Below are 21,031 nucleotides of genomic sequence, written 5' to 3'. Positions count from 1 at the left end.
GCTCAGCGCGACAAAAAGAAAAAGCGTCGCCGGGGCCCGGGGGGGGGAAGGCCACACCAGCAACGCTGCTCCAGGAAGAAGCAGCTCGCGTGCCAGGGCGCGAACGTCAGGAACCCGTGCAATTCCGCGGAGGTGTCCGGGGCGGACGTGCGGACGTTGCAGTCCTGCGATCGCCGCCTTGCAGGCGCGCAGTGCGCCGGCGGCCGGGGGGCCTGGCTACGGGGCGGTCGGCTCGCCGTCGCGCGCAGGGCTCAGTGGAGCGGCTCGCGGCGCCGGGCTTTCTGGTCGAGGTGCTCGGCGATGGTGAGCCGGTCGGCGTCGCTCATCACCACGAAGCGGACGGCGAGCAGGTTGTCGCGGTCCCAGATCGGCCGGGCGCGCAGGCGGATCGGGCGTCCGCCGCCGAGGTCGAGCTCGAACGGGGTGATGGCGGGCAGCGCCCGGCCCGCGAGCGCGGGCGCGCGCTCGACCACCATGCCCGTCGGAGAGAGGTCGATCGCGCGGCAACGGTGCCTGTGGCCGTCGAGCAGCGCCGAGACGGGGAAGTCGACCTGAGCGCGCGCGCCTTGCCTTCGATCCATGCAGTCCTCTCTCCTCCTGAGCGGCCTCGAGCGCAGGCAGCGTAGGCCGCGCCGCCGGCCCGGGCCAAACATCGGGCGGGCGGCCCCTGCCCGGGTCGGCGTGCGCCGCCGCGCCGCCGCGCCGCCGCCGCCGCGTGGCGCGCCGCGCGCAAGGCGGCCTCCGTGCGATAGGATGGGGCCAGCGAAAGGAAGGTCCGGAGATGCCCACGTGCCGCGAGTGCGACAGCGAGGTCGACGAGCTCAAGACGATCAAGGTCGGAACCAAGAAGAAGAAGGTCTGTGAGGACTGCGCCGACCGCGCGGCGCAGGAGGGGGCCATCGCCGAGGAGAGCGAGGCGGTGGTGCAGCAGATGATGGGATTCAAGGGAAGGCGCTGACGCCGCCGCCCGCCTCCCCGGCGCCGCCCGGCCGCCCGGCGAAGCGCGCGTCCACCTCGCGCGTGCGCCGGATCCCCTGCGCGAGCGCCGACCAGCCGTCCTCCTCGGCGCTCTGCCGCCATTTCGGATCCATCTCGTCAATCCGCAGGCCGCACGGCGCGCCGCCCTGGAAATAGGGCTCGAAATGGCGTCGTGGAGGCGCTCCGAGCGCGCCGGCGCATAACGATCGTGCGCGTCGAGCCGCTCGCCGTCGCAATGGTCGGCCGCGGGGCCCTCCTCCGCTCCGGCCTCCCTCGGGAGCCCTCCCTGCCTCTGCGGGAAATCGGGCCCGGATGCGAGGCGCCAAGACGCCAAGAGCGCCAAAACGCCAAGAGCGCCAAAACGCCAAGGGCGCCAAGACGCCAAGGACGCCAAGAAGCAGAGAAATTGGGGGAGCAAATGCGGTGACGCCCCTTCCCCTCTTCTCTTCTTGGCGTCTTGGCGCCCTTGGCGTCCTTGGCGTTTTTTCTGCTGACCCGGGGCACCTCCCGCGGTCGTGTTACCCGCCGAAGAAGAATCGCGCGCGTCCGACGTCGCTGTCGCGGAGAAAGTCACAACCAAATACGAGCGTCCGTCCCGTTGAACCAGGCCGCCGTGAGCTCGGAATCCTGCGCGGCCAAAATCGGTAAGGGCGATGACCGAAAGGACCACAACGAGGCGCTCGTGGTGATGCTCCTATGGGCCCCATTACAGGATGCCGCGGACGAAACCCGCCACGATGAAGATCGTGGAGAGCTTGGCGGACGCGCCGCCGCCGACCGCGGGAACACGACCCACAGCGGCTCTGCCTACACCGCGCTACCCGCGACATCGGGGGAGCAACTGCGCGGTCAGGTAGGTGAAGGTCGTTAAATGCCGTGGAAATCGATCCGCAAATGGTTGCTGCCCAACATTCTCCGGGATTTCGCGCACTTGCGAGCCGGCGGGCGACGTTTTCCCTACAGAGGCCCTGCATGGCGGCCGGGCTGCGCAATTCCAGCGGCGCATCGCATTTTTGCAATCTCGATGTGAAAAGCGGGGCTTTGGTGCGACCAAAAAAGCGACATTCGGTCATCCAAAGCCATTTCATCTTGACGCATCGGGTTGTTCCGGGAATAAGTTGATTCACGAGAGCGCCGGTATCCGCCCCTCTGGTGCTGAATGGCTTGCACCGAAGGTTCGCGGCGCGAAGGATCCCAGCGGGAGGCACCTTTCTGCTCCCTGGGTCCTTCGGCCGTAACGGTCCTGTTCACCACAGGGGTTCGACGACGCCGGGGGAGAAAAGCCAATGAACTCGATGATCAAGGGCTTCGGGTCGCGGTCGTTTGCCGTTGGTAAGTGCATCGCCTCGCTGGCGGCGCTGTCCATCGTCGGTGCCGGCTGCGCGCCGCTCGACGAGGACATCGCCGCGGAAGATCTCGACGCGGACGAGCAGGCCGCCGGCACGACGTACAAGGTCGGCCCGACGCGGACGTACAAGACGATCACCGAGCTCGCCGGCCGCCTGCAGGCGGGCGACGTGGTGGAGGTCGACGGCAACGCGACCTACGCGGGGAACATCCGGCTCACGAAGTCGGGCACGCCCACGTCGAAGATCACGATCCGCGGCGTGAAGGTCAATGGCAAGCGCCCCCTCCTCCAGGGCGGCACGAACACCATCGAGCTGAACGCGAACCATATCGTGTTCGAGGGCTTCGAGGTGACCGGCGGCTCGTCCCGCTGCATTTTCCACCACGGCCACGACGTGACCATCCGCGACGCCGTGGTCCGCGACTGCCCCGCACACGGTATCCTCGGCGCCGACGAGGACGCAGGCTCGCTCACCTTGGAGTACGTCGAGGTCTACAAGTGCGGCGCCGGCACGACGAAGCACCCGATCTACATCGGCATGGACCAGACGAAGTACCCGAACGGCGTGTTCCGGATGCAATATTCGTATGTCCACGACGCGAACGGCGGCAATGCCGTGAAGTCGCGCGCGAGCCGGAACGAGATCTATTACAACTGGATCGAGGGCGGGCTTTACAAGGAGCTCGAGCTCATCGGCGCCGACGGGCAGGATCCGGGCCTCGTGCGCGAGGACTCCGATGTGGTCGGCAACGTCTTCCGCAAGACGCACACGCAGTTCGTGGTGCGGGTGGGCGGCGACGGCACCGGCGAGACGAACGGGCGTTATCGGTTCGTGAACAACACGTTCCTGCTCATGCAGGGCTCGAGCGCGGCGATCCACCTGTTCGACGGCATCGAGAGCATCGAGCTGCACAACAACATCTTCCACCGCGTCGGCGGCGGGAGCGTCCAGGTCTTCCGCGACGACGCGAGCTGGTCGACGGGCAGCGCGCTGATCAAGGGCGTGAACAACGCGGTGCCGACGGGGACGACGGTGCCCACCGGCTTCACGGGGACGAAGATCGTGAGCGACCCGGGCTTCACGAACGTGGCGGCGCGCGACGTGACGCTGCTCCAGTCGAGCCCGCTCCGGAACGCGGGGGTCAGCGCGACGTCCGGCATCTCGGGCCACACCCTCGCGTCGACGCTCGCGATGCCGCTCTACCACCCGCCGCGCGCGGCGCTCCTCGCCGTCGGCTCGGCGGCCCGGCGGCCCACCGAGGGCGGGGTCGACCTCGGCGCCTTCGAGTACGGCACCACGTCCACGACGACGCCGACGACGCCGACCACGCCGACGACGACGCCCACGACCCCGACGACGCCGACCACGCCGGCGGCCACGTGCCCGGTCGTGGATCCGGGCGAGTGGTCGAACGCGTCGCTGGCCACCCAGCGGGGCACGTTCACGGTGAGCTGGGACGTGACGCCGAGCGCGTCGGGGATCGACGGCGTGGTCGGCCTCTCGCGCGGCGCCGCGGACGCCTGGACCGATCTCGCGGCGATCGTCATCTTCGACGAGCAGGGCAACGTCCGGGTCCGGAACGGCTCGCGTTACCTCGCGGATCGCGCCTTCACGTACTCCGGCGGCAAGACGTACAAGGTCCGGATGGTCATCGACGTGGCGGCGAAGCGCTACTCGGCGTTCATCCAGCCGGCCGGCGGCAGCGAGGTCCAGCTCGCGAACAACTACGCGTTCCGGAGCGAGCAGGCGCAGGTCACGGAGCTCACCAACTGGGCGATGACCCAGACCGTGGACGGCGCCACCCTGTCGGCCTGCAACTTCTCGATCCGGTGACGGCGGGCGCGCGCCCGGCTCGCGGGCGCGCACGCTCCTTCACGGGCCAGTGACCATCGCTCCTCCGGCGCGCCGGAGGAGCGATGTCGTTTTTGGGGTCACGTCACGGGTTGAAGCCGTGGCGCAGCACCGGGAAGACGCCGAGGTACAGATCCGAGTTCTCCGAGACCTCCCCGATGGCGGGCCAGCTGAGATCGGACCGCATGCCGCCGAGCTCGGCGACCTGGCCGCGGAGGAAGTGGCGGTAGAAGTGCAGGAAGTCCACCTCGCCGTTCCCGCCGCCATAATAGCCGTGCTGCTCGGAGCCGTGCAGCCCGTTGATGCCGTTGTACAGGCGCAGCACGTTCTCGTTGTGCGACTCGTAGTTGTGCATCACCTCGTGGAGGAACGAGGCGTTCGGGACGCCGATCCCATCGCCGGTGAAGGTGGTGGGGAACCCGATGTACTGCTCGTCGAAGGCCCACGCGATGTTGCTCTCGTCGTCCACCAGGGAGCCGTTGGCCTGGTGCTGCGGGAAGAGGAGCACGATCATGTCGTACTGCGACTCCAGGGCCGCGGTCGGGAACTCGCTCCGGAAGCGGCTGGTGTCCCACCCGTCGTGGTTCTGCTCGACCATCGGCACGTCCTCGACCGTGGGCAGGACCTCGACGGTCCACGTGGCGAGCCCGTAGGACAGCGGCTCGAGCCACCGGGCGTTGGTCGCCCTCGCCTGCGTCAAGAGGTCCGTGATGTCGTCGTCGGAGAGCACGCCGGTGTTCGACGGGTCCGGTCCGCCCAGCGACGCGACGTAGTTGATGCTGTGCCGGATGGGCAGGATGGCGATGCGCGTCTCCTCCTGGACGCCGAGCGGCGCGTTCGCGGTGATGTCGACCGCCACGGGCGACGCGCCGACCGTCACGGTCTGCTCCCGGTAAGAGCCCGTGTAGTCGTACGGCGGCGACTCGGTGCCGAGCCCGACGCCGATGGTGTAGTTGCCCGGCGGCAGCGGGAGCGTGGTGGGCGTGGTGCGCCCCGTGAACACGTCGTTCACGTAGACCTTGCCGGGCTGCGCGCTGTTCGCCGTCACGGTGACGGACTGGACCGCGGGCCGGTTCGGGATGTTCAGGGAGAACGTCCGATCCGCCACGATCCCGGTCCGGACGTCCTGGCCGTTGCACAGGGTCGCGGGGCAGGGCGCGTTCACGACGAGCTGGTTGTCGACCCAGACCTCGACGCCGTAGCTCGTCGGGCCGCCGGTGTTGAGGGTCAGGAAGCGGAGGTCGCTGATGCCGCTGCCGAACCAGTCGCTCACGTCGATGCGCTGGCCGAGGTCCGGGTCGTTGATGTCGAACACCCTCCGCTGCAGGCCGTTCACCGAGAAGACGAGCCGGTCGTCCGCGCTCGAGACGCGCAGCTCGACCTTCGAAGGGCCGGTCGGCGTGCCGCCCACGAAGTGGAGGTTGTCGACCAGGTAATCGACGGTCGTGTGCGGGACATTGAGGACGATCTTGAACGTCAGATCGCTGTAGGTCTGGCTCAGGGCGCTGGCGACGCTCGCCGGCACGTTGAAGGAGATCGGGCTGTACGTGCCCGCGGGCAGCCCCGCGAGGCTCACCTGACCCAGCATGACGCTGTGCACGCCGCGAGACGGGATGTTCACGAAGAGCTGCGCGTTGCCGAAGGCGGGGGACACCGGCGCCTTGAGGTCGAAGGCGATGGTCGAGGTCACGCCCGACACGGTCGAGAGCGCCGCGGACGTGAGCTCGACGAAGTTGAAGTTCCGCAGGGCGAGCGCCGAGCTGCCCTGGGAGTGATCGGAGCTCGCGCTCTTCACGGCGCCGGCGACGGTCCAGTCGGCGGTGCTCTCGAACCCGAGCACGGACGCCGGGTCCACGAGGGCCTGCTCCGTCTCATCGATGATCTGCTCGTCCGTGTCGATCCCCTGTACGCACGCGGCGAGCGCGAGCGCGCACGAGGTCGTGATCATGAAATGGTAACGTCGCATTCGATGGTCTCCTTGAGCTCAGCGGACTCTCATCCGCTTCGACCAGGTGAATGTCTGTGGGGAGGTGGGGCCTTCGATGAATCGTGCGGGGGCAACGTCGTTATCTTGCCGTGCTGGGGCTGGGATAACGCACGATGGCTGAATCGGTTCGTTGAGGGGGCGCCTTAAGGAGGTCAGGGCGCTCCCGTCGGAGGCTGGGAGTCGTCGAACGACGTGATCGGGGGGTGTTGCCGAGGTGGACGGCCTCCCGGGTGGGTGGCCGCCGCGCGGCGCGGGGGACGGGCTGAACTCGCCTTGGACGTCGTGTCCCCTCCGTGCTGCGCACTCCGGAGACACGACGTCAATTGGGCTCAGACAACAGCCCGTCCGCCGCGCCGCGCGGCGGCCACCCACCCGGGAGGCCTACCGTTCAACGAAGGCGGCCGACGGCTCTATCTTGCGCTCTTGGGCTCAGGTAACGGCTCGTCCCCCCGCGCCGCGCGGCGGCCAACCTCCCGGGAGGCCTGCCGTTCGACGAAGGGGGAGAGCGCTTCGGCTGCGCGGGGAGGCGCGGGCGCTTCGAGGGGGGCAGGTCAGTGCGTCGTCGAGCCGCCGAGCGTGCCGGCGATGCCTTCCGAGGAGGAGGCGGACGCGGTGACGGACGACGTGCAGGCGTCGCACGTGGTGCTCTGGAGGTAGGTCTGGAGGACGTTCTTGCGGTGCGGGAGGAACGTCTCCTGGAGCGGCTTCGAGAGCACCGAGTTCTCGTCGACGTGCACGAACGAGAAGGCCGACACGTGCTGCGGCCACGTGTGGAAGCCGCCGAGGTAATCGCCGCTGCTCGTCTGGTGGCAACCGCCGCACGACTGCGTCGTGGCGCGGTCGGCCACCTGGGCGGCCGAGACGGGGAGGGGCGGGGGCGGGCTCATGCTCGCGACCTCGGCGTTGATCGCCTGGATGAAGGCGTTGTTCGCGCCGCCCGCGTTCAGGTGGATGGAGTAGTCGTTCTCGGGGCCCTGTGAGTTGCTCTGGCCCGCGTTGAACTGGTCCGGCGTCTTCAGCACGATCTGGTTCACGTTCGAGCCCGGCGGGATGAGCGGCTCGACGCGCGAGATGAAATCGGTCTGGAAGCTCGCCGTGCGGGAGTCCGAGAAGTTGACGTTGAACAGCTCGCCGAAGGGGTTCTCCTTGACCGTGGTCGGCTTGAAGAAGAGCCGGGCCGCGCCGCCGGGGCCGTCGTACGCCTTCTCGAGCTTGAACTCGCGGAGCTGCCAGATCTGGGCGTTCGGGCCGCCCATGAACTGGTTCGTCCGGATCTGGCCGGCGCCCTCGGCGAAGTGGTCCGGGTGGAGCGCCGGAGCGAAGCCGGGGATGCCGTCGTAATAGAACGCCTCGAGCGCGTCGGCGCGGGTGACGGCGTTGTTCGTGCTCGTGAGGTTCGCCCAGAACTCGGCGACGGGGCGGCACGCGGCGATGCCGCACTCGGGGTTCGGGTTCGGGAGCTGGGCCTCCAGGATGATCAGGTTCCGGTCGAGGGCGCCGGAGGACCGCTTCGCGTAGATGATGCGGTACTCGCCGCAGTGCGAGCCGTCGAGCGGGGCGAGGTCGAAGCGGTTCACGATCGCGACCGGCTTCATGAAATCAGGGTTCGTGGACGCGCTGTCGAACGGGTCGCTCGAGGCGAGCGAACCCTCGTTCCTGGGGCACTGGACCGGGAACCCGTTGATCGTGGCGCCGTCCGCGTCGCAGTGGATCGCGTCCGGGAAGACGGCGCCCGCGGCGTCGTTCTGCGAGTCCCACCAGCGCTGGTAGAGCTCCAGCGCGCTCGGGCCGGCGCTCACCGTGGAGAGGAGATGATTCAGGACGGTGTCGAGAGGGAACCTCGCCAGGGCCGTCGCGTCCGTGACGATGAGCGAGCGCTCCAGCGAGATGTTCGGGACAGGGTTGCACGCGAGGGCCTCCTGGCCCTCCTGCGTGAGCTCGACATCGCCGTCACCCGCGAGATCTTCTGAGGGAGCCCCTGCGGTGCAGGCGCCCATGAGCGAGGCCGAGGCCGCGCTGATCGTCGCGATGAGCGAGAGCTTGGAGACATGGCGGAAGATCATCAATCGCTCCTGTCAAATAGGATCGAAGTCGCCGCACCGGAGTGGGCGAATGGACACAGGCGCGCGCGTTCGCTCGCGGCGCGACCCGGTCGGCGATTTAGATAGTCCGCTGATTTCTATTTATCAAATGATGTCAGGTCGATTTTGTGATCAAAATTGTTTTGTGCTGAAAGATACATTTGATCCTTAACACAACTTCATGGAACGAGGGCGCGCACGATTCTGTCGCCGTCGCGAGGCGTGGCCTTGCCGCACGGCTATCGAAGCGCGGATGGAGCGGTGCCGCCGGGGCCTCCGCCGAGGGGCCCGCGCAGCGCACCACAAGCATCGTTTTCGTCAGCGTCTCGTCAGCGCATGGGTGACGTGCGACGCATGGTGAGGCATGCGCCGGCCAGTCCTCTCGGCCTCTTGATGCCGAGGTGCCCTCCGGTCCTTCACGCGATCTTGCGGTCGAGCGAAAAAAATCTCGGGGCCTGTGTGTCGACTGCGTGTCAGGTCCAGCCGCCTGGCGGATCGACGGGATGCGCTCCAGCGGAACCGGTTAAGTTCTGCTGCGGGCGGAAAGTTCCGGTGGCGGAAAGTTCCGGTGAAGGAGGGGGGCGAGGGGGCTCGCGTCCGTACGCGCCCCGTTCCGGGGGATGCGGCGACGGGGAGAGCGAACCGCCTGCGCGGAGAGGCGCAGGCGGTTCCCGAGGCGCAGGAGATCAGTGCGTGGTCGAGCCGCCGAGCGTGGGGACCGGCTCGTCGCCCTCCGCCGCGGACGCGGACGCGGCCGCCGCCGACGCCGGGGAGCACGTGTTGCCGTCCGCGTGCGCCGCGAGGAAAGCCTTGAGGACGCCGTCGCGGTGCGGGAGGAACGAGTGGGTGAGCGCCTGCGAGAGCTCCCCGTCCTCCCTGACATGGACGAACCGGAACTCCTGCTCGTCCACGGGCTTCTCGGGCTCCTTCCGGGGCCACGTCACGCCGTTGCCGAGCGGCTGTCCGTCGCTCAGCTGATGGCACCCGGCGCACGACTGGGTCGTGGCGCGCGCGGCCACGTCCCAGGCCGAGAAGGTGGTGTCCCGCCCGAGGCGCACGAGCTCGGCGTTGATCCGGTCGCGCAGCTCGAAGTTCCACGGGAAATTGAACGGCGGCTCCAGCTGGAGCGCGTAGTCGTTGTCGCTCTTGACGAGGCTCTCGCCCGCGTTGTAGAGGGCCTGCGTCGAGCCCTTGAGCTTGATGTCGTTGATGTCGGGGCTGAACGTCGTGAGCTTGTCCACCGACTCCGTGAAGTCATTCATGAACGACTGCTGGCGGGGGTCGTTCGGGTCGAAGTTCACGCCGAACAGCTCGGCGAAGGGGTTCTCCTTCACCGGGACCGGCTTGACGTAGAGCCGCGGCTCGCCGTTCGGCCCGTCGAAGACCTTCGCGAGCTTGAACTCGCGGAGCCCCCAGTCCTGCCCGGCCTGGACCTGGGTGGGAGCGCCGGCGTTGCCCATGAACTGGTTGGTGCGGATCTGGCCCGTGCCGGGCCGGCCCGCGGGGCCGTGGACCGCATCGGCGTAGTTGTCCGGGTGCAGCACCGGACCGAAGCCGGCCTCGGACAGGCCGGCGATGAAGAACCTCTCGACCTCCTGCGCGCGCTCGGCGGCGCTCAGGGTCGGCAGGCGCGCCCAGAACTCGGCGACCGGGAGGCACGCGGCGATGCCACACTCGGGGTGGGGATTCGGGAGCTGGCCCTCGAGGATGATCAGGTTGCGGTCGGCCTGGCCGCCCGACTTCTTGCCGTAGACGATCCGGTACTCGCCGCAGTGCGCGCCGTCCTCCGGCACGAGATCGAAGCGGTTCACGACCGCGAGCGGCTCCACGAAGTCCGGCGAGCTCGGGTCGAACGGGTTGCTCCAGGCGAGGCGGCCCTCCCGCCGGGGGCACTGGATCCGGTAGCCGTTGAGCGTGAAGAAACCGTCGCTGTTGGCCTGGTCGCTGCAATGGGGAACATCGGTGAACCGAGCCGCCTGAGGCGTCACATCGGCACGGTTGAAGTAGTCCCACCAGCGGTTGTAGAGGGTGAGGGCGGTCTGTTGACCCCCGGTGCCCGCCTTCGTGATGAGCTGATTGAGGACGACGTCGAGCGGGAACCGGCTGACGGTCAGCGGGTCCGTGGCCTTCGTGAGGATCAGCGAGCGCTGCGTGTCGATGTCCAGCGGGACCGATAACGCCCGCGCGCTCCCCGCGGCGAGCTCCTCGGCGTCGCCGCCGGCGAGCTCGCCGGGCGCGCCCGCGTCGCCGCACGCGGCCAGAGAGGCGGACGCCGCGACGCACATGACCGCCGCGATGAAGGGGGACCTTGATACATAACGAAGAGACATGATGGCTCCTGCGCAGGACGGTCGCGCGGCGGCGTCGACGTGAAGCGGCCCTTCAGGCGACCTGCCTGCTGCTCGATGGATGTCGGCTTGCCAGGAGACCCTTCGCCAGAACCGATGCGAAGCACCATCAGGGCACATCGGGCCCTCGGCGCGGCCTCATGGATGCCGAGGTGCCCTCCGGTCCTTCACGCGATCTCGCGGCCGCGCGGAAAAAATCTCGGAGCCTGTGTGTCGATGGCGCGGGGGGGCCAGCCGCCGGGCGGGTGCGAGGGCTGGACCGCACCGGAACCGGTTAAGTTAGCTGGGACAGAAAATTCGTTGCTGCACGTGCGGGGCGGGGGCGCGATCGGCCGCCCCCGCGCCCACGGGGGTCAGGCGAGGCCGCTGCGCTGGAGGAGGGCGTCGAGGGTGGGCTCGCGGCCGCGGAAGCTCTTGTAGAGGTCCATCGGGTCCTGGGTGTCGCCGAGCGCGAGGATCTGGCTGCGGAACGCGTCGCCGACCTGGCGGCTGAAGAGGCCCTCCTGCTGGAAGCGGGAGAAGGCGTCGGCGTCCAGCACCTCGGCCCACTTGTACGAGTAGTAGCCGGCCGCGTAGCCGACCGGGTTCGCGAACAGGTGCGAGAAGCCGGCGAGCATGGCGTAGCCCTCGGGCAGCGGGACCGGCGAGTACCGCGACATGACCTCGCGCGCGAACTCCACGGCGTCGCCGCGCTCGGGGGTCCAGTCGACGTGCAGCGCGAGGTCGATCTCGGCGAACCCGAGCTGGCGCATGGTCGCGGCGCCGGCGCGGAAGGTGCGGGCCGCGCGCATCCGCTGGAGCAGGTCGTCCGGGATCGGCGCGCCGGTCTCGTGGTGGCGGGCGAACAGGTCGAGCGCCTCCCGCTCCCAGCACCAGTTCTCCATGATCTGCGAGGGCAGCTCGACGAAGTCCCAGGCGACGTTGGTGCCGGCCAGGCTCCGGATCGGCACCCGGCTCGAGGCGTGGTGCATCATGTGCCCGAACTCGTGGAACAACGTCTCGACCTCGCGGTGGTTCAAGAGCGCGGGGCGGCCGCCGACGGGCGGGGTGAAGCTGCCCGCCAGGACCTCGAGGTGGCGCGCGTCCTCGCCGGGCCCGGCCTGCGGGACGCCCGTGACGAGCCCGTGCATCCAGGCGCCGTCGCGCTTCTGCTCGCGCGGCGCGAAATCGAGGTAGAACGCGGCGCTCTGGGCGCCGTCGGCCTCGATCAGCCGGTAGGCGCGCACGCTCCGGTGCCAGGTGGGGGCGTCCTGCCAGGGCTCGATGCGCACGCCGTAGAGGCGGTGGGCGATCTCGAACAGGCCGCTGACGACGCGATCCAGCGGGAAATAGGGGCGGAGCGCCTCGTCGTCGAAGTCGTAGCGGGCGCGGCGGAGCTTCTCGGCGTAGTAGCTGACGTCCCACGGCGCGATCGGCGGCGCGTCCGGGCCCTCGAGCTCGCGGCGGAAGGCGGCGAGCTCCTCCTTCTCGCGCTCGAAGACGGGCTCGGTGCGCGCGCGCAGCGTGCCGACGAAGCGGCGCGCCTCCGCGCCCGTCTTCGCCATGCGGTCCTCCAGCACCAGGTCGGCGAAGTCCTTGTAGCCGAGCAGCTTCGCCTTCTCCCGGCGGAGCTCGAGGACCCGGGCGATGAGCGGGCGGTTGTCGTGCTCGCCCTCGGTCGCCCGCGTGTTGAAGGCGCGGTAGAAGCGCTCCCGGACCGAGGCGTCGTCGAGGTAGGTGAGCACCGGGATGTAGCTCGGCGCCTGGAGGGTGAAGCGGTAGCCCTTCACGCCCTTGTCCTCCGCGCTCTGGCGGGCGGCCTCGACCGCGCTCGGCGGCAGGCCGGCGAGGCGGGCGGGATCCTCGACGACGAACTCGAAGGCGTTCGTCGCGTCGAGCACGTTCTGCGAGAAGCGCAGCGTCAGCGTCGCGAGCTCGACGTCGATCTCGGAGAGGCGCTTCTTGCCGGCGGGGTCGAGCTCGGCGCCGCTCCGCCGGAAGTCGTCGAGGGTCTTCGTGAAGAAGCGGCGCCGGGGGCCGGTCAGCGCCGCGGCCTCGGGCGTGGCCGCGAACGTCTTGAGCGCGCCGTAGACGCCCTCGTTCAGGGCGATGCCGCTCAGGAACTCGCTCACCTCCGGCTGGACGGCGTTGTACGCGGCGCGCAGCTCGGGCGTGGTCGCGGTCGACTCGAGGTGCGAGACGACGTTCATCGCGCGGTCGAGCCGCTCCGTGACGGCCTCGAGCGCGCCGAGCGTGTTCTCGTAGGTGCGCGGGCCGGGCGTCGCGACGAGGGCCGCGAGCCGGGCGCGGGCGTCCTCGAGCAGCGCGCGCACCGCGGGCTCGACGTGCTCGCTCCGGATGCGATCGAACGGGATCTCGAAGCCGAGAGAGAGCAGGGGATTGTCGGTCGCTACGGTCATTCTCGTTGTCGTTCCTGGTTGGGGGCCTTGGGCCGGCGGAGGCGCGCGGCCGGCTCGCCTCGGCCGGCGCGCGCGTGTCCTTCTTTGGTAAAGGCGAGCGCCGAGGTTGGCTAGTGCCGGGCGCACGAAGCACGGGCGGCGCGGGCGCCGGGCGCACGGAGCACGGGCGGCCCGGGGGCGTCCTGGTGGGCGGAGGTGCTGCCGAGCCGCCCGGCCTGCTGCGCGGGCGGCCGCCGCGCGGCGGCCACCCTCGCGCCGGGCCTGGGGTCTCGGGGGACGGTCGGACAGCGGCCGGTTGTCCGCGCGGCTAGAGGCCCAGCCACCGCGCGACGACCGTGGCGAGCACGTCGCTCGTGCCGGAATGGATGCTGCCGCCCAGCGCGTCGTCCACCGCAGACGGGAGGCCGCTCTCCTCGAGGTAACCGGCGCCGCCACGGAGGTGGAGGGCGTCCAGCGCGAACAGAACAGCCGAGTCCGACGTGTGCCACTTGGCGAGCGCCGCTTCGGCCTGGGCGCGATCGCCCTGATCCAGCGCCCAGGCGGCGCGGTAGATGAGCAGCCGCGAGGTCTCCAGCCGCAGCTTCATCTGCGCGACGCGGTGCGCGACCGCCTGGTGGCGCGCGATCGGCTGGCCGCCGAGCTCGCGCTCGCGGGTGAAACGAACGGCCTCGCCGAGGGCGCGTTCCATGGCGCCGAGGCGGAAGGCGAGGATCAGCGCGCGCTCGTAGGTCATCGCGATCTGGAAGACGGCGAGGCCGGCGCCGGCGCGGCCGAGGAGCGCGTCGGGGCCGAGCTCGCAGCCGGAGAACGAGACGGGCGCGAGCCGCGCGCCGCGGAGCCCCGCGGTCGCGAGCGGCGCGCCGGGGCGGACGCTCCCCTCGGGCGCGGCGGCGCGCGGCACGAGCAGCGCGGTGAGGCCGCGGGCGGCGCGCGGGGCGTGCGCGGCGTGCGCGACGTGCGCGACGTGCGCGACGTGCGTGACGTCGACGACCGCGCGGCCCTCGCCGCCGGCGCGCGCGACGGCGAGGTACACGTCGGCCCGGTCGGCCCAGGTCACGTACCGCTTCTCGCCGGTGAGCCGGAAGCCGCCCGCGGCGGTGCGGTCGGCCGTGGCCTGCACCGACGCGACGTCGGAGCCGGCGCCGGCCTCGGTCGCCGCGACCGTCGCCATGCAGTCGCCGCGCGCCATCCGCGGCAGCCACGCGCGCTGCTGGTCGGCCGTGCCCACCCGGGCGACCAGCAAGGCCACGCCGAAGAGGTGCGCCCCCGCGGCGAGCAGGACGCCGCCGTCGCGCAGCGTCGCGCCGAGGCCCTCGTAGGCGAGCGCCGTCGTGACCAGGTCGAGGCCCTCGCCGCCCAGCGCGCGCGGGATCGCCAGGCCGAGGGCGCCGCCCCGGGCGAGCACGCCCATGCGATCCTCGGGGGCCGCGGCGTCGGCGTCCGCGCCGAGGGCGCGCATGCGGTCGTAGGCGGCGCGCTGGGCAGCGGTCCATCCGAAGTCCATCGCCGCCCGAATACCAGAGCGCGCGAGGGGCGGGGAGCGATCGAGCGACCAGCGCGCCCCGCGGCCGCGGCAGAGCGCGCCCCGCGGCCGCGGCTCAGTAGGGGCGCTCGCCGACGTAGTTGCCCGGAGGATCGTAGTTGCAGACCCAGATTTGCCAGGCGCCCCCGTCGCGCGGCGAGCCGCTCGTGCAGTCGGCGACGCCGCAGCCGAGCTCCAGCGAGTCGGCCCAGACGACCTGGGTGTAATGGCCGCAGATGGCGCTGCAGGTGTTGCTCTCAAGATCGTAATCGTCGACCTCGGCGAGCCAGGTGGCGACCACCTCGTCCGGTGTGGCCGACGTGCCGCTCGTTGCGTAAAGGTTTTCGCCGTAGCCGGTCTCGCTGTGCTCCCACACGCACTTCTCGGCATAGGCCTGGGCCGCCGCGGCGATCTCCGGCGACCAGGAGAGCGGGCGCAGCGGCGGGTCCGCGGGCGGATCGACCGCGGCGCGCGCCCGGTTGTGCGCCGCCGTCATACCGCGCATCGCGGGCGGCTCGCCGCCCGCCTGGCCGCCCGGTCCGCCGCCGCTGGGGCCGTCGTTGCCCTCGACGTCATCGGAAGCGCCCCCGCACGATGCAGTGAGGACGAGCGCGAGAGGGATGAGCGCGAATCGGGCAAGCCGTGGGCGGAGCGTCTTCACGGGCCGATTGTCCTATGGTTCCGCCGGGCTCTGCAACAGGTATCCACCGAGCGGCCATGATCCCCTCGACAGACCATGTGCGCCCCACTGGCTCCGGTCCGCCCGGGCGGCGCTGCGTAACGCATCACGCGCTGCGCACGCCGCGAGACAGCGATCCGCGACGCGCCGGCCATCCAAAGCTGAATGCCACATGGGATTGCCGGTCCACTGACAGGCCACGCCCTAAGGACGGCATCGCAAACGACAACATCACGGCAACGTAATGCTTGTCAGCGGGCCAGATCTATGAGCTATTCTCACGCGGCTTCGGAGGCGGCGCGCTGCCGCCGGGTCATCGAGGCGAGCGGCCTTCGCGGGCATTCGTCGCGCGTTCAAGACGACCGGCGCCTGCGGCGCTCCCGACACCGATCTAAGGAGTTTCCTGATGAATATCCGTAGGACGTGGCGAATCGCGACAATCCCTCTCGTCCTGGCGGGGCTCTCCGCAGTTCCCCTGGTGGGATGTGAGGAGGTCTCGAAGGCGCAGCAGGACCTGTGTTGTAGCGAGTTCACGCCGGGCGCCGATCTCGCCGCGGTGGAGTGGGGGCTCGAGGCCGACGCCGAGCTCAATTATGGTGCCTTCATGCAGGCGGTGTCGGACTTCACCGGCGCCGCGGGCGCCGTGGTCGCCGACGTGAGCGGCGCCTGCCAGGCGATCGCGCTGGACCTCGGCGCCGACGCGACGCAGATCACGGCGACCAAGCCGAGCGACCGGGCGACGGCGTGGTGCAACCTCGCGATCGAGGCGCTCGGGGACGCGACGGCCGGCCTCTCGATCAGCTTCCAGCCGCCGAGCTGCACGGTCGACGCGAACGTCCAGGCGAACTGCGAGGCGCGCTGCAGCGCCAACGTCGAGTGCCAGGTGACCCCGGCCGAGGTCATCGCGCGTTGCGATCCCGGCCAGCTCTCGGGCCGGTGCGAGGGGCAGTGCACCGGCAGCTGCGAGGGCTCGGCCAACCTCGCCGTCAACTGCGAGGGCACCTGCCAGGGCACCTGCCAGGGCACGTGCGAGGGCACCTGCGCCGCGGAGGGCGCGAACGGCGAGTGCAACGGGGCGTGCGACGGCACCTGCACGGGCGAGTGCCGCGGGTCGTGCACGTTCGCCGCGGACGCGAACGTGCAGTGCAACGCGGACTGCTCGGGCTCGTGCGACGTCCAGTTCAAGGCGCCGAAGTGCAAGGCCGAGCTGAAGCCGCCGAAGGCCGAGTGCCAGGGCAGCGCGGAGTGCAGCGGCTCCTGCGAGGCGAGCGCGAGCGCCAGGGCCACGTGCAAGGAGCCCGCGGTCACCATCTCGGGCGGGACCGACGCCGAGGCGGTGATCGCGACGCTCCAGGCGAACCTCCCGCGGCTCCTCGTCGTCGCGCAGGCGCGCGGCAAGCTGCTCGTCGACAACGCCGAGGCGGTGGTCGAGGCCGCGGGGAACCTCCAGGGCGCGGTCACCGGGAGCGTGAAGGCGGGCGCGTGCCTCATCCCGGCCGGCAATGCCATCGAGCAGGCGGGAGAGAACATCCAGGCGAGCCTCACGGCCAGCGCGAGCGTGCTGGCCGAGCTGAGCATCGAGTGACGCCGGGCCCGGCGGCGGCGCGGGCCGCCTCCGGGGGAGCGTGATCGTCACAGGCCGGCCGAGGCAGGGCGCCGCGAGCGCCCGCCTCGGCCGTCGCCATTTCTGCGCCGCGCACGGGCCAGCACCTCCGCGCCGCGCGCCGCGGGCGCAGCGTGGACGGGCGCGGGGACCGCTGCGCCGCCGGCCCCCGCCCTCCGCCCTATGGATGCACCTGGGCCCGTCGGATACGCTCGCGTCCGCGATCGAGGGGCGCGATGGAGCAGCAAGAGCCGCGAGCCAAGGTGCTCGTCGTCGATGACAACGAGCAGAACCGCGCCCTGGCCCAGGCCACGCTCGAGGACGAGGGCTACGAGGTCGTGCTCGCCGCGACGGGCGAGGAGGGGATCCGCCAGTTCGAGCGCCACGCGCCGGCGTGTGTGCTGCTCGACGTGCGGATGCCCGGAATGGACGGCTTCGCCGTGTGCGCGCGGATCCGCGGCCTGCCCGGGGGCGAGGCGGCGCCGATCCTCTTCCTGACCGCGCTCCGCGACGTCGACACCTTCGACGGCGCGCTGCGCGCCGGCGGCGACGATTTCCTCACGAAGCCGGTCCGCCCGGCCGAGCTGCTCGCGCGCGTGCAGACGGCGCTCCGGCTGCGCCGGCTCGGCGCGGAGCTGCGCGAGCACGTCGAGGTCGTGCGGCAGCAGCGGGACGCGCTCATGCGCCTGCAGCTCCAGAAGGAGCAGCTCACGGCGTTCGTCGTGCACGATCTGAAGAACCCCGTGAGCAGCATGGACCTGCACGCGCAGTTCCTGCTCCGGGACCGCGCGCTCTCGGAGCCGGCGCGCGACTCGGCGCGGCACATCCGCGAGCAGGCGCGATCGCTCCTCAGGCTCATCTACAACCTCCTCGACATCAGCAAGAGCGAGGAGGGGAGGCTCGCGCCCGAGCGCGCGCGCGTCGACCTGCGCGCGCTCGTGCTCGAGGTGCTCGCCGCGCTCGAGATCGGGGCGAGCGCCGAGGGGCTCGCGCTCAAGGAGGCCGTCGAGGCGCCCGCCGTGCTCGCCGATCCGGACCTGCTCCGCCGCGCGATCGAGAACCTCGTCGAGAACGCCATCCACCACGCCCCGGCCGGGACCGCGGTCACCGTGAGCGCCGCCCGCGCCGGCGCCGCCGTGGAGATCCGCGTCGCCGACGCCGGCCCGGGCGTCCCCGCCGAGATGCGCGCGAGGATCTTCGAGCGGTTCGTGCAGCTCGGAGGCGGCGAGCAGGCCGCCCACCGGGCCGGCCGCGGCCTGGGGCTCACGTTCTGCAAGATGGCGGTCGAGGCGCACGGCGGGCGCATCTGGGTCGAGGACAACGCGCCGGGCGCCGTGTTCTGCATGAGGTTCCCCGATGACACGTGAACACGCCGGCGGCGCCGACCTCCCTTCGACGACCGAGCCCACGGCGGCGTCGGCGCCCGAGCCCACGACGGACCCGGACGGCGATCAGGGGCCGGGGGGCGCGCTGGACCTCTCGCTCGACGACGAGAAGTACCGCCTGCTCATCGACGCGGCGCCCGACGCGATGGTGGTCGTGGGCGAGCACGGGCGCATCGTGTTCGTGAACGTCCAGACCGAGCGGATGTTCGGCTACACGCGCGGCGAGCTGATCGGGCGCCCCATCGAGATCCTCCTGCCGGAGCGCTTCCGGCGGTCGCACGTCGCGCACCGGTCGACGTTCCTCGCGGTGCCCAGGGCGCGCCCGATGGGGTCGGGGCTGGAGCTCTTCGGCCGCCGGAAGGGCGGCGAGGAGTTCCCGGTCGAGATCAGCCTGAGCCCGCTGGAGACCGCGGGGGGCCGGCTCTTCTCGAGCGCGATCCGCGACGTCAGCGAGCGCAGGCAGGTCGAGCTCGCGATGAAGCGGATGGCCGCGATCGTCGACTCCTCCGAGGACGCCATCTTCGGCGAGTCGCTCGACGGGCGCATCACCAGCTGGAACCGGGGCGCGCAGGCGATCTTCGGCTACTCCGCCGGGGAGATGATCGGCCAGTCGGTCACGGTGCTGGCCCCGCCGGAGCGGGCGGACGAGATGCCGCGGCTGGTCGAGCGGCTGCGGCGGGGCGAGCACGTCGAGCACTTCGAGACGGTGCGCAGGCGCAAGGACGGCAGGGAGATCGACGTCTCGGTCACGCTCTCGCCGATCCACGACTCGCTCGGCAACGTCGTGGGCGTCTCGAAGGTGGCCCGCGACATCAGCGAGCGCCTGCGCCTGGAGGCCGCGGCCAAGCGGACGAACGATCTCCTGCGGAGCGCGGTCGAGAGCATCCAGGGGTCGTTCGCGGTGTTCGACGCCCAGGACCGGCTGGCGATCTGCAACAGCGCGTACCGGCAGCTGCTCGGCGCGCGCGTGAGCGGATCCATCGTCGGGCAGCGCTACGCGGCGCTCTTCGACGAGAGCGTCGCGGAAGGGGTCTTCGAGCTCGGCGGCGAGCCGGCGGCGACCTTCCTCGCCCGGGTCCTCGCCTACCACGCGCAGCCGAGCGGCACGCTGGACCTCGCCACGAGCGACGGGCGCAGCCTGCGCATGACCGAGCGCCGCACCGCCGAGGGCGGGACGGTGTGCACGATCTGGGACATGACCGGCGACGTGCAGCGCGCCGAGGAGCTCCGCAAGGCGCGGGCGCTGGCCGAGGCGGCCAGCTCCGCGAAGAGCGAGTTCCTCGCCTCGATGAGCCACGAGCTCCGCACGCCGCTCAACGCGATCCTCGGGTTCGCGCAGCTCCTCCACCGCGACCGGAAGACGCCGCTGACGGACCGCCAGCGGGAGCGGGTCGAGCACGTCCTCCGGGGCGGCGAGCACCTGCTCAAGCTCATCGACGACATCCTGGATCTCTCGCGCATCGAGGCGGGCCGCGTGACGGTGTCGCTCGAGCCCGTGGACGTCCTCGGCGTGCTGGTCGAGGTCAAGGCGACGCTGGACCCGATGGCCGCGCGCGCCGGGGTCGATCTGGCCCTCTCGCCGCTGCCGGACGGGCTGCCGAAGGTCCGGGCGGACCGCACGCGGTTCGCCCAGATCCTCATGAACTACGGCTCGAACGCCATCAAGTACGGCCGGAAGGGGGGGCGCGCCACGTTCTCCGTGTCGATGCCGGAGGGCGGGTCCGTCCGGATCTGCGTGGCGGACGACGGCATCGGCATCGCGCGCGAGCAGCAAGGGAAGCTCTTCCAGCCGTTCCAGCGCGCCGGCCAGGAGACCGGGCCGATCGAGGGGACCGGGATCGGGCTCGCCATCACGAAGCGGCTCGCGGAGATCATGGGCGGCGGCGTCGGCTTCCGCAGCGCGGCGGGCGAGGGGTCGGAGTTCTGGATCGATCTCCCGGCGCACGACGCGGGGGCGGAGAGCGCCGCGGCGGCGGCGCCGGCGGCGGACGCGGCGGACTCGCCGCTCGCCGGGCCGGGCGGCGCTCGGTACGTGGTCCTCTACATCGAGGACAACCCGTCGAACATCGTGTTCATGGAAGACCTGCTCTCGGAGTTCGAGCGCGTCCGCCTGATCACCGCGCCGAGCGCCGAGATCGGCCTGGAGCTGGCGCGGGCGCGGCGGCCGCACGCCGTGATCATGGACATCAACCTCCCCGGGATGAGCGGCCACGAGGCCATGCGCAAGCTGCAGGAGTGGCCGGAGACGTGCCGTATCCCCGTCATCGCGCTCAGCGCGGCCGCGATGGCCCCGGACACCCGCCGCGCCGAGCAGGCCGGGTTCTTCCGCTACCTGACGAAGCCGGTGAAGGTCGACGAGCTGACCGCCGTGCTCGAGGGGGTGCTCGTCCCGCAATCCGAGTGAGCGCAGTGAGCGCGGTGAGCGCGGTGAGCGCGGTGAGCGCGGGCGCGGCGCGCCGGGCGGCGTTCATCGGGCGCTGCCCATGGCCCGAGCGCGGGCGCTCGGTGTACCCCGCAAGGTCCTTGTCCCACATCGTCGCTTGACGCAGCGCAGGATCGCCCGCCCGGGACGGCGGCCTCACGGCGTAACCACGGCGTCACGACCTCACCATGTCGAAAGATTCACCGGGATTGGAGTTTGTGAGGTCTACGAATCATCCCGTTGAGTTCTGACGAAACTGTGCTAAAACATCCTGTATTGCTTCTTTGCCCGCTCTCCGAGATCCTCTCTGGAACAGCGGGCGTGGTTAGAGTTACTTAGTCAGGAGCTGGTAGCGAGTCGGCACCCTAGGTCCGAGCCCCGCGACGCTCTTCCCTTGCATCCTCCCCGCGCGGCCCTGATGCCTCGT

The 21,031-nt window shown here is 70.8% G+C and carries 13 protein-coding genes; 5 read left to right on the top strand and 8 right to left on the bottom strand.

Annotated features, from left to right (window positions below):
• Positions 1 to 251: 251 nt before the first annotated feature.
• A complete protein-coding gene (locus tag WMF43_RS39400; RefSeq protein ID WP_437672920.1) occupies positions 252 to 581 on the bottom strand; it encodes a PilZ domain-containing protein in 330 nt (109 codons plus the stop codon).
• A 200-nt stretch (positions 582 to 781) separates the two neighbouring features.
• Here WMF43_RS39400 and WMF43_RS39395 point away from each other — a divergent pair, with 200 nt between their 5' ends.
• Positions 782 to 958, top strand: a complete 177-nt coding sequence (locus WMF43_RS39395; protein WP_020740062.1) for a hypothetical protein — start codon at positions 782 to 784, stop codon at positions 956 to 958.
• Here the strand turns inward: WMF43_RS39395 and WMF43_RS39390 are convergent.
• Positions 942 to 1,091 carry a hypothetical protein gene (locus WMF43_RS39390; RefSeq protein ID WP_437672918.1) on the bottom strand — a complete coding sequence of 50 codons (150 nt, stop codon included), beginning with the start codon at positions 1,089 to 1,091 and terminating at the stop codon, positions 942 to 944. The two genes, WMF43_RS39395 and WMF43_RS39390, sit on opposite strands and share 17 nt — an antisense overlap.
• 1,173 nt (positions 1,092 to 2,264) lie before the next feature.
• Between WMF43_RS39390 and WMF43_RS39385 the strand changes: the two genes are divergently transcribed.
• Complete coding sequence (locus tag WMF43_RS39385; RefSeq protein ID WP_437672916.1) at positions 2,265 to 4,160, top strand: hypothetical protein; 1,896 nt, start codon at positions 2,265 to 2,267, stop codon at positions 4,158 to 4,160.
• A gap of 103 nt (positions 4,161 to 4,263) precedes the next feature.
• Here the strand turns inward: WMF43_RS39385 and WMF43_RS39380 are convergent, their stop codons facing one another.
• The 6 genes from WMF43_RS39380 to WMF43_RS39355 all read right to left on the bottom strand — a co-directional run bounded on the left by WMF43_RS39380 (position 4,264) and on the right by WMF43_RS39355 (position 15,176).
• Positions 4,264 to 6,144, bottom strand: coding sequence for a hypothetical protein (locus WMF43_RS39380; RefSeq protein ID WP_437672914.1), 1,881 nt, complete (start codon positions 6,142 to 6,144; stop codon positions 4,264 to 4,266).
• 572 nt (positions 6,145 to 6,716) lie between these two features.
• Positions 6,717 to 8,228: a hypothetical protein gene (locus WMF43_RS39375; protein ID WP_437672912.1), complete on the bottom strand. Its 1,512-nt coding sequence runs from the start codon at positions 8,226 to 8,228 to the stop codon at positions 6,717 to 6,719.
• Positions 8,229 to 8,932: 704 nt separating this feature from the next.
• Positions 8,933 to 10,576 (bottom strand): hypothetical protein, encoded by a 1,644-nt coding sequence (locus WMF43_RS39370; RefSeq protein WP_437672910.1) that lies wholly within the window; start codon positions 10,574 to 10,576, stop codon positions 8,933 to 8,935.
• A gap of 371 nt (positions 10,577 to 10,947) precedes the next feature.
• Positions 10,948 to 12,993, bottom strand: a complete 2,046-nt coding sequence (locus WMF43_RS39365; RefSeq protein WP_437672908.1) for a M3 family metallopeptidase — start codon at positions 12,991 to 12,993, stop codon at positions 10,948 to 10,950.
• Positions 12,994 to 13,300: 307 nt separating this feature from the next.
• On the bottom strand, positions 13,301 to 14,497 hold the full coding sequence (locus WMF43_RS39360; RefSeq protein ID WP_437672907.1) for an acyl-CoA dehydrogenase family protein: 1,197 nt from the start codon (positions 14,495 to 14,497) through the stop codon (positions 13,301 to 13,303).
• A gap of 94 nt (positions 14,498 to 14,591) precedes the next feature.
• Positions 14,592 to 15,176, bottom strand: a complete 585-nt coding sequence (locus WMF43_RS39355; RefSeq protein WP_437672906.1) for a CAP domain-containing protein — start codon at positions 15,174 to 15,176, stop codon at positions 14,592 to 14,594.
• Between the two features lie 424 nt (positions 15,177 to 15,600).
• Between WMF43_RS39355 and WMF43_RS39350 the strand changes: the two genes are divergently transcribed.
• The 3 genes from WMF43_RS39350 (at position 15,601) to WMF43_RS39340 (ending at position 20,586) form a co-directional block, all read left to right on the top strand.
• On the top strand, positions 15,601 to 16,779 hold the full coding sequence (locus WMF43_RS39350; RefSeq protein ID WP_437672904.1) for a hypothetical protein: 1,179 nt from the start codon (positions 15,601 to 15,603) through the stop codon (positions 16,777 to 16,779).
• Positions 16,780 to 17,033: 254 nt separating this feature from the next.
• The gene (locus tag WMF43_RS39345; protein ID WP_437672902.1) at positions 17,034 to 18,164 is read left to right on the top strand and encodes a hybrid sensor histidine kinase/response regulator; all 1,131 of its coding nucleotides are present in this window, start codon (positions 17,034 to 17,036) and stop codon (positions 18,162 to 18,164) included.
• Complete coding sequence (locus WMF43_RS39340; RefSeq protein ID WP_437672900.1) at positions 18,154 to 20,586, top strand: PAS domain-containing hybrid sensor histidine kinase/response regulator; 2,433 nt, start codon at positions 18,154 to 18,156, stop codon at positions 20,584 to 20,586. The genes WMF43_RS39345 and WMF43_RS39340 overlap by 11 nt, the downstream gene beginning before the upstream one ends.
• The last annotated feature ends 445 nt before the right edge of the window (positions 20,587 to 21,031 follow it).

It is taken from the genome of Sorangium sp. So ce131 (genome assembly GCF_051519095.1).
In the GTDB taxonomy this organism is placed as follows: Bacteria; Myxococcota_A; Polyangia; order Polyangiales; family Polyangiaceae; genus Sorangium.
This window is presented reverse-complemented; position numbering and strand designations above follow the sequence as displayed.

Coding starts and splice junctions, on each gene's coding strand:
- WMF43_RS39400 (WP_437672920.1), bottom strand. CDS start 581: ATGGATCGAAGGCAAGGCGCGCGCGCTCAGGTCGACTTCCCCGTCTCG.
- WMF43_RS39395 (WP_020740062.1), top strand. CDS start 782: ATGCCCACGTGCCGCGAGTGCGACAGCGAGGTCGACGAGCTCAAGACG.
- WMF43_RS39390 (WP_437672918.1), bottom strand. CDS start 1,091: ATGGATCCGAAATGGCGGCAGAGCGCCGAGGAGGACGGCTGGTCGGCG.
- WMF43_RS39385 (WP_437672916.1), top strand. CDS start 2,265: ATGAACTCGATGATCAAGGGCTTCGGGTCGCGGTCGTTTGCCGTTGGT.
- WMF43_RS39380 (WP_437672914.1), bottom strand. CDS start 6,144: ATGCGACGTTACCATTTCATGATCACGACCTCGTGCGCGCTCGCGCTC.
- WMF43_RS39375 (WP_437672912.1), bottom strand. CDS start 8,228: ATGATCTTCCGCCATGTCTCCAAGCTCTCGCTCATCGCGACGATCAGC.
- WMF43_RS39370 (WP_437672910.1), bottom strand. CDS start 10,576: ATGTCTCTTCGTTATGTATCAAGGTCCCCCTTCATCGCGGCGGTCATG.
- WMF43_RS39365 (WP_437672908.1), bottom strand. CDS start 12,993: ATGACCGTAGCGACCGACAATCCCCTGCTCTCTCTCGGCTTCGAGATC.
- WMF43_RS39360 (WP_437672907.1), bottom strand. CDS start 14,497: ATGGACTTCGGATGGACCGCTGCCCAGCGCGCCGCCTACGACCGCATG.
- WMF43_RS39350 (WP_437672904.1), top strand. CDS start 15,601: ATGAATATCCGTAGGACGTGGCGAATCGCGACAATCCCTCTCGTCCTG.
- WMF43_RS39345 (WP_437672902.1), top strand. CDS start 17,034: ATGGAGCAGCAAGAGCCGCGAGCCAAGGTGCTCGTCGTCGATGACAAC.
- WMF43_RS39340 (WP_437672900.1), top strand. CDS start 18,154: ATGACACGTGAACACGCCGGCGGCGCCGACCTCCCTTCGACGACCGAG.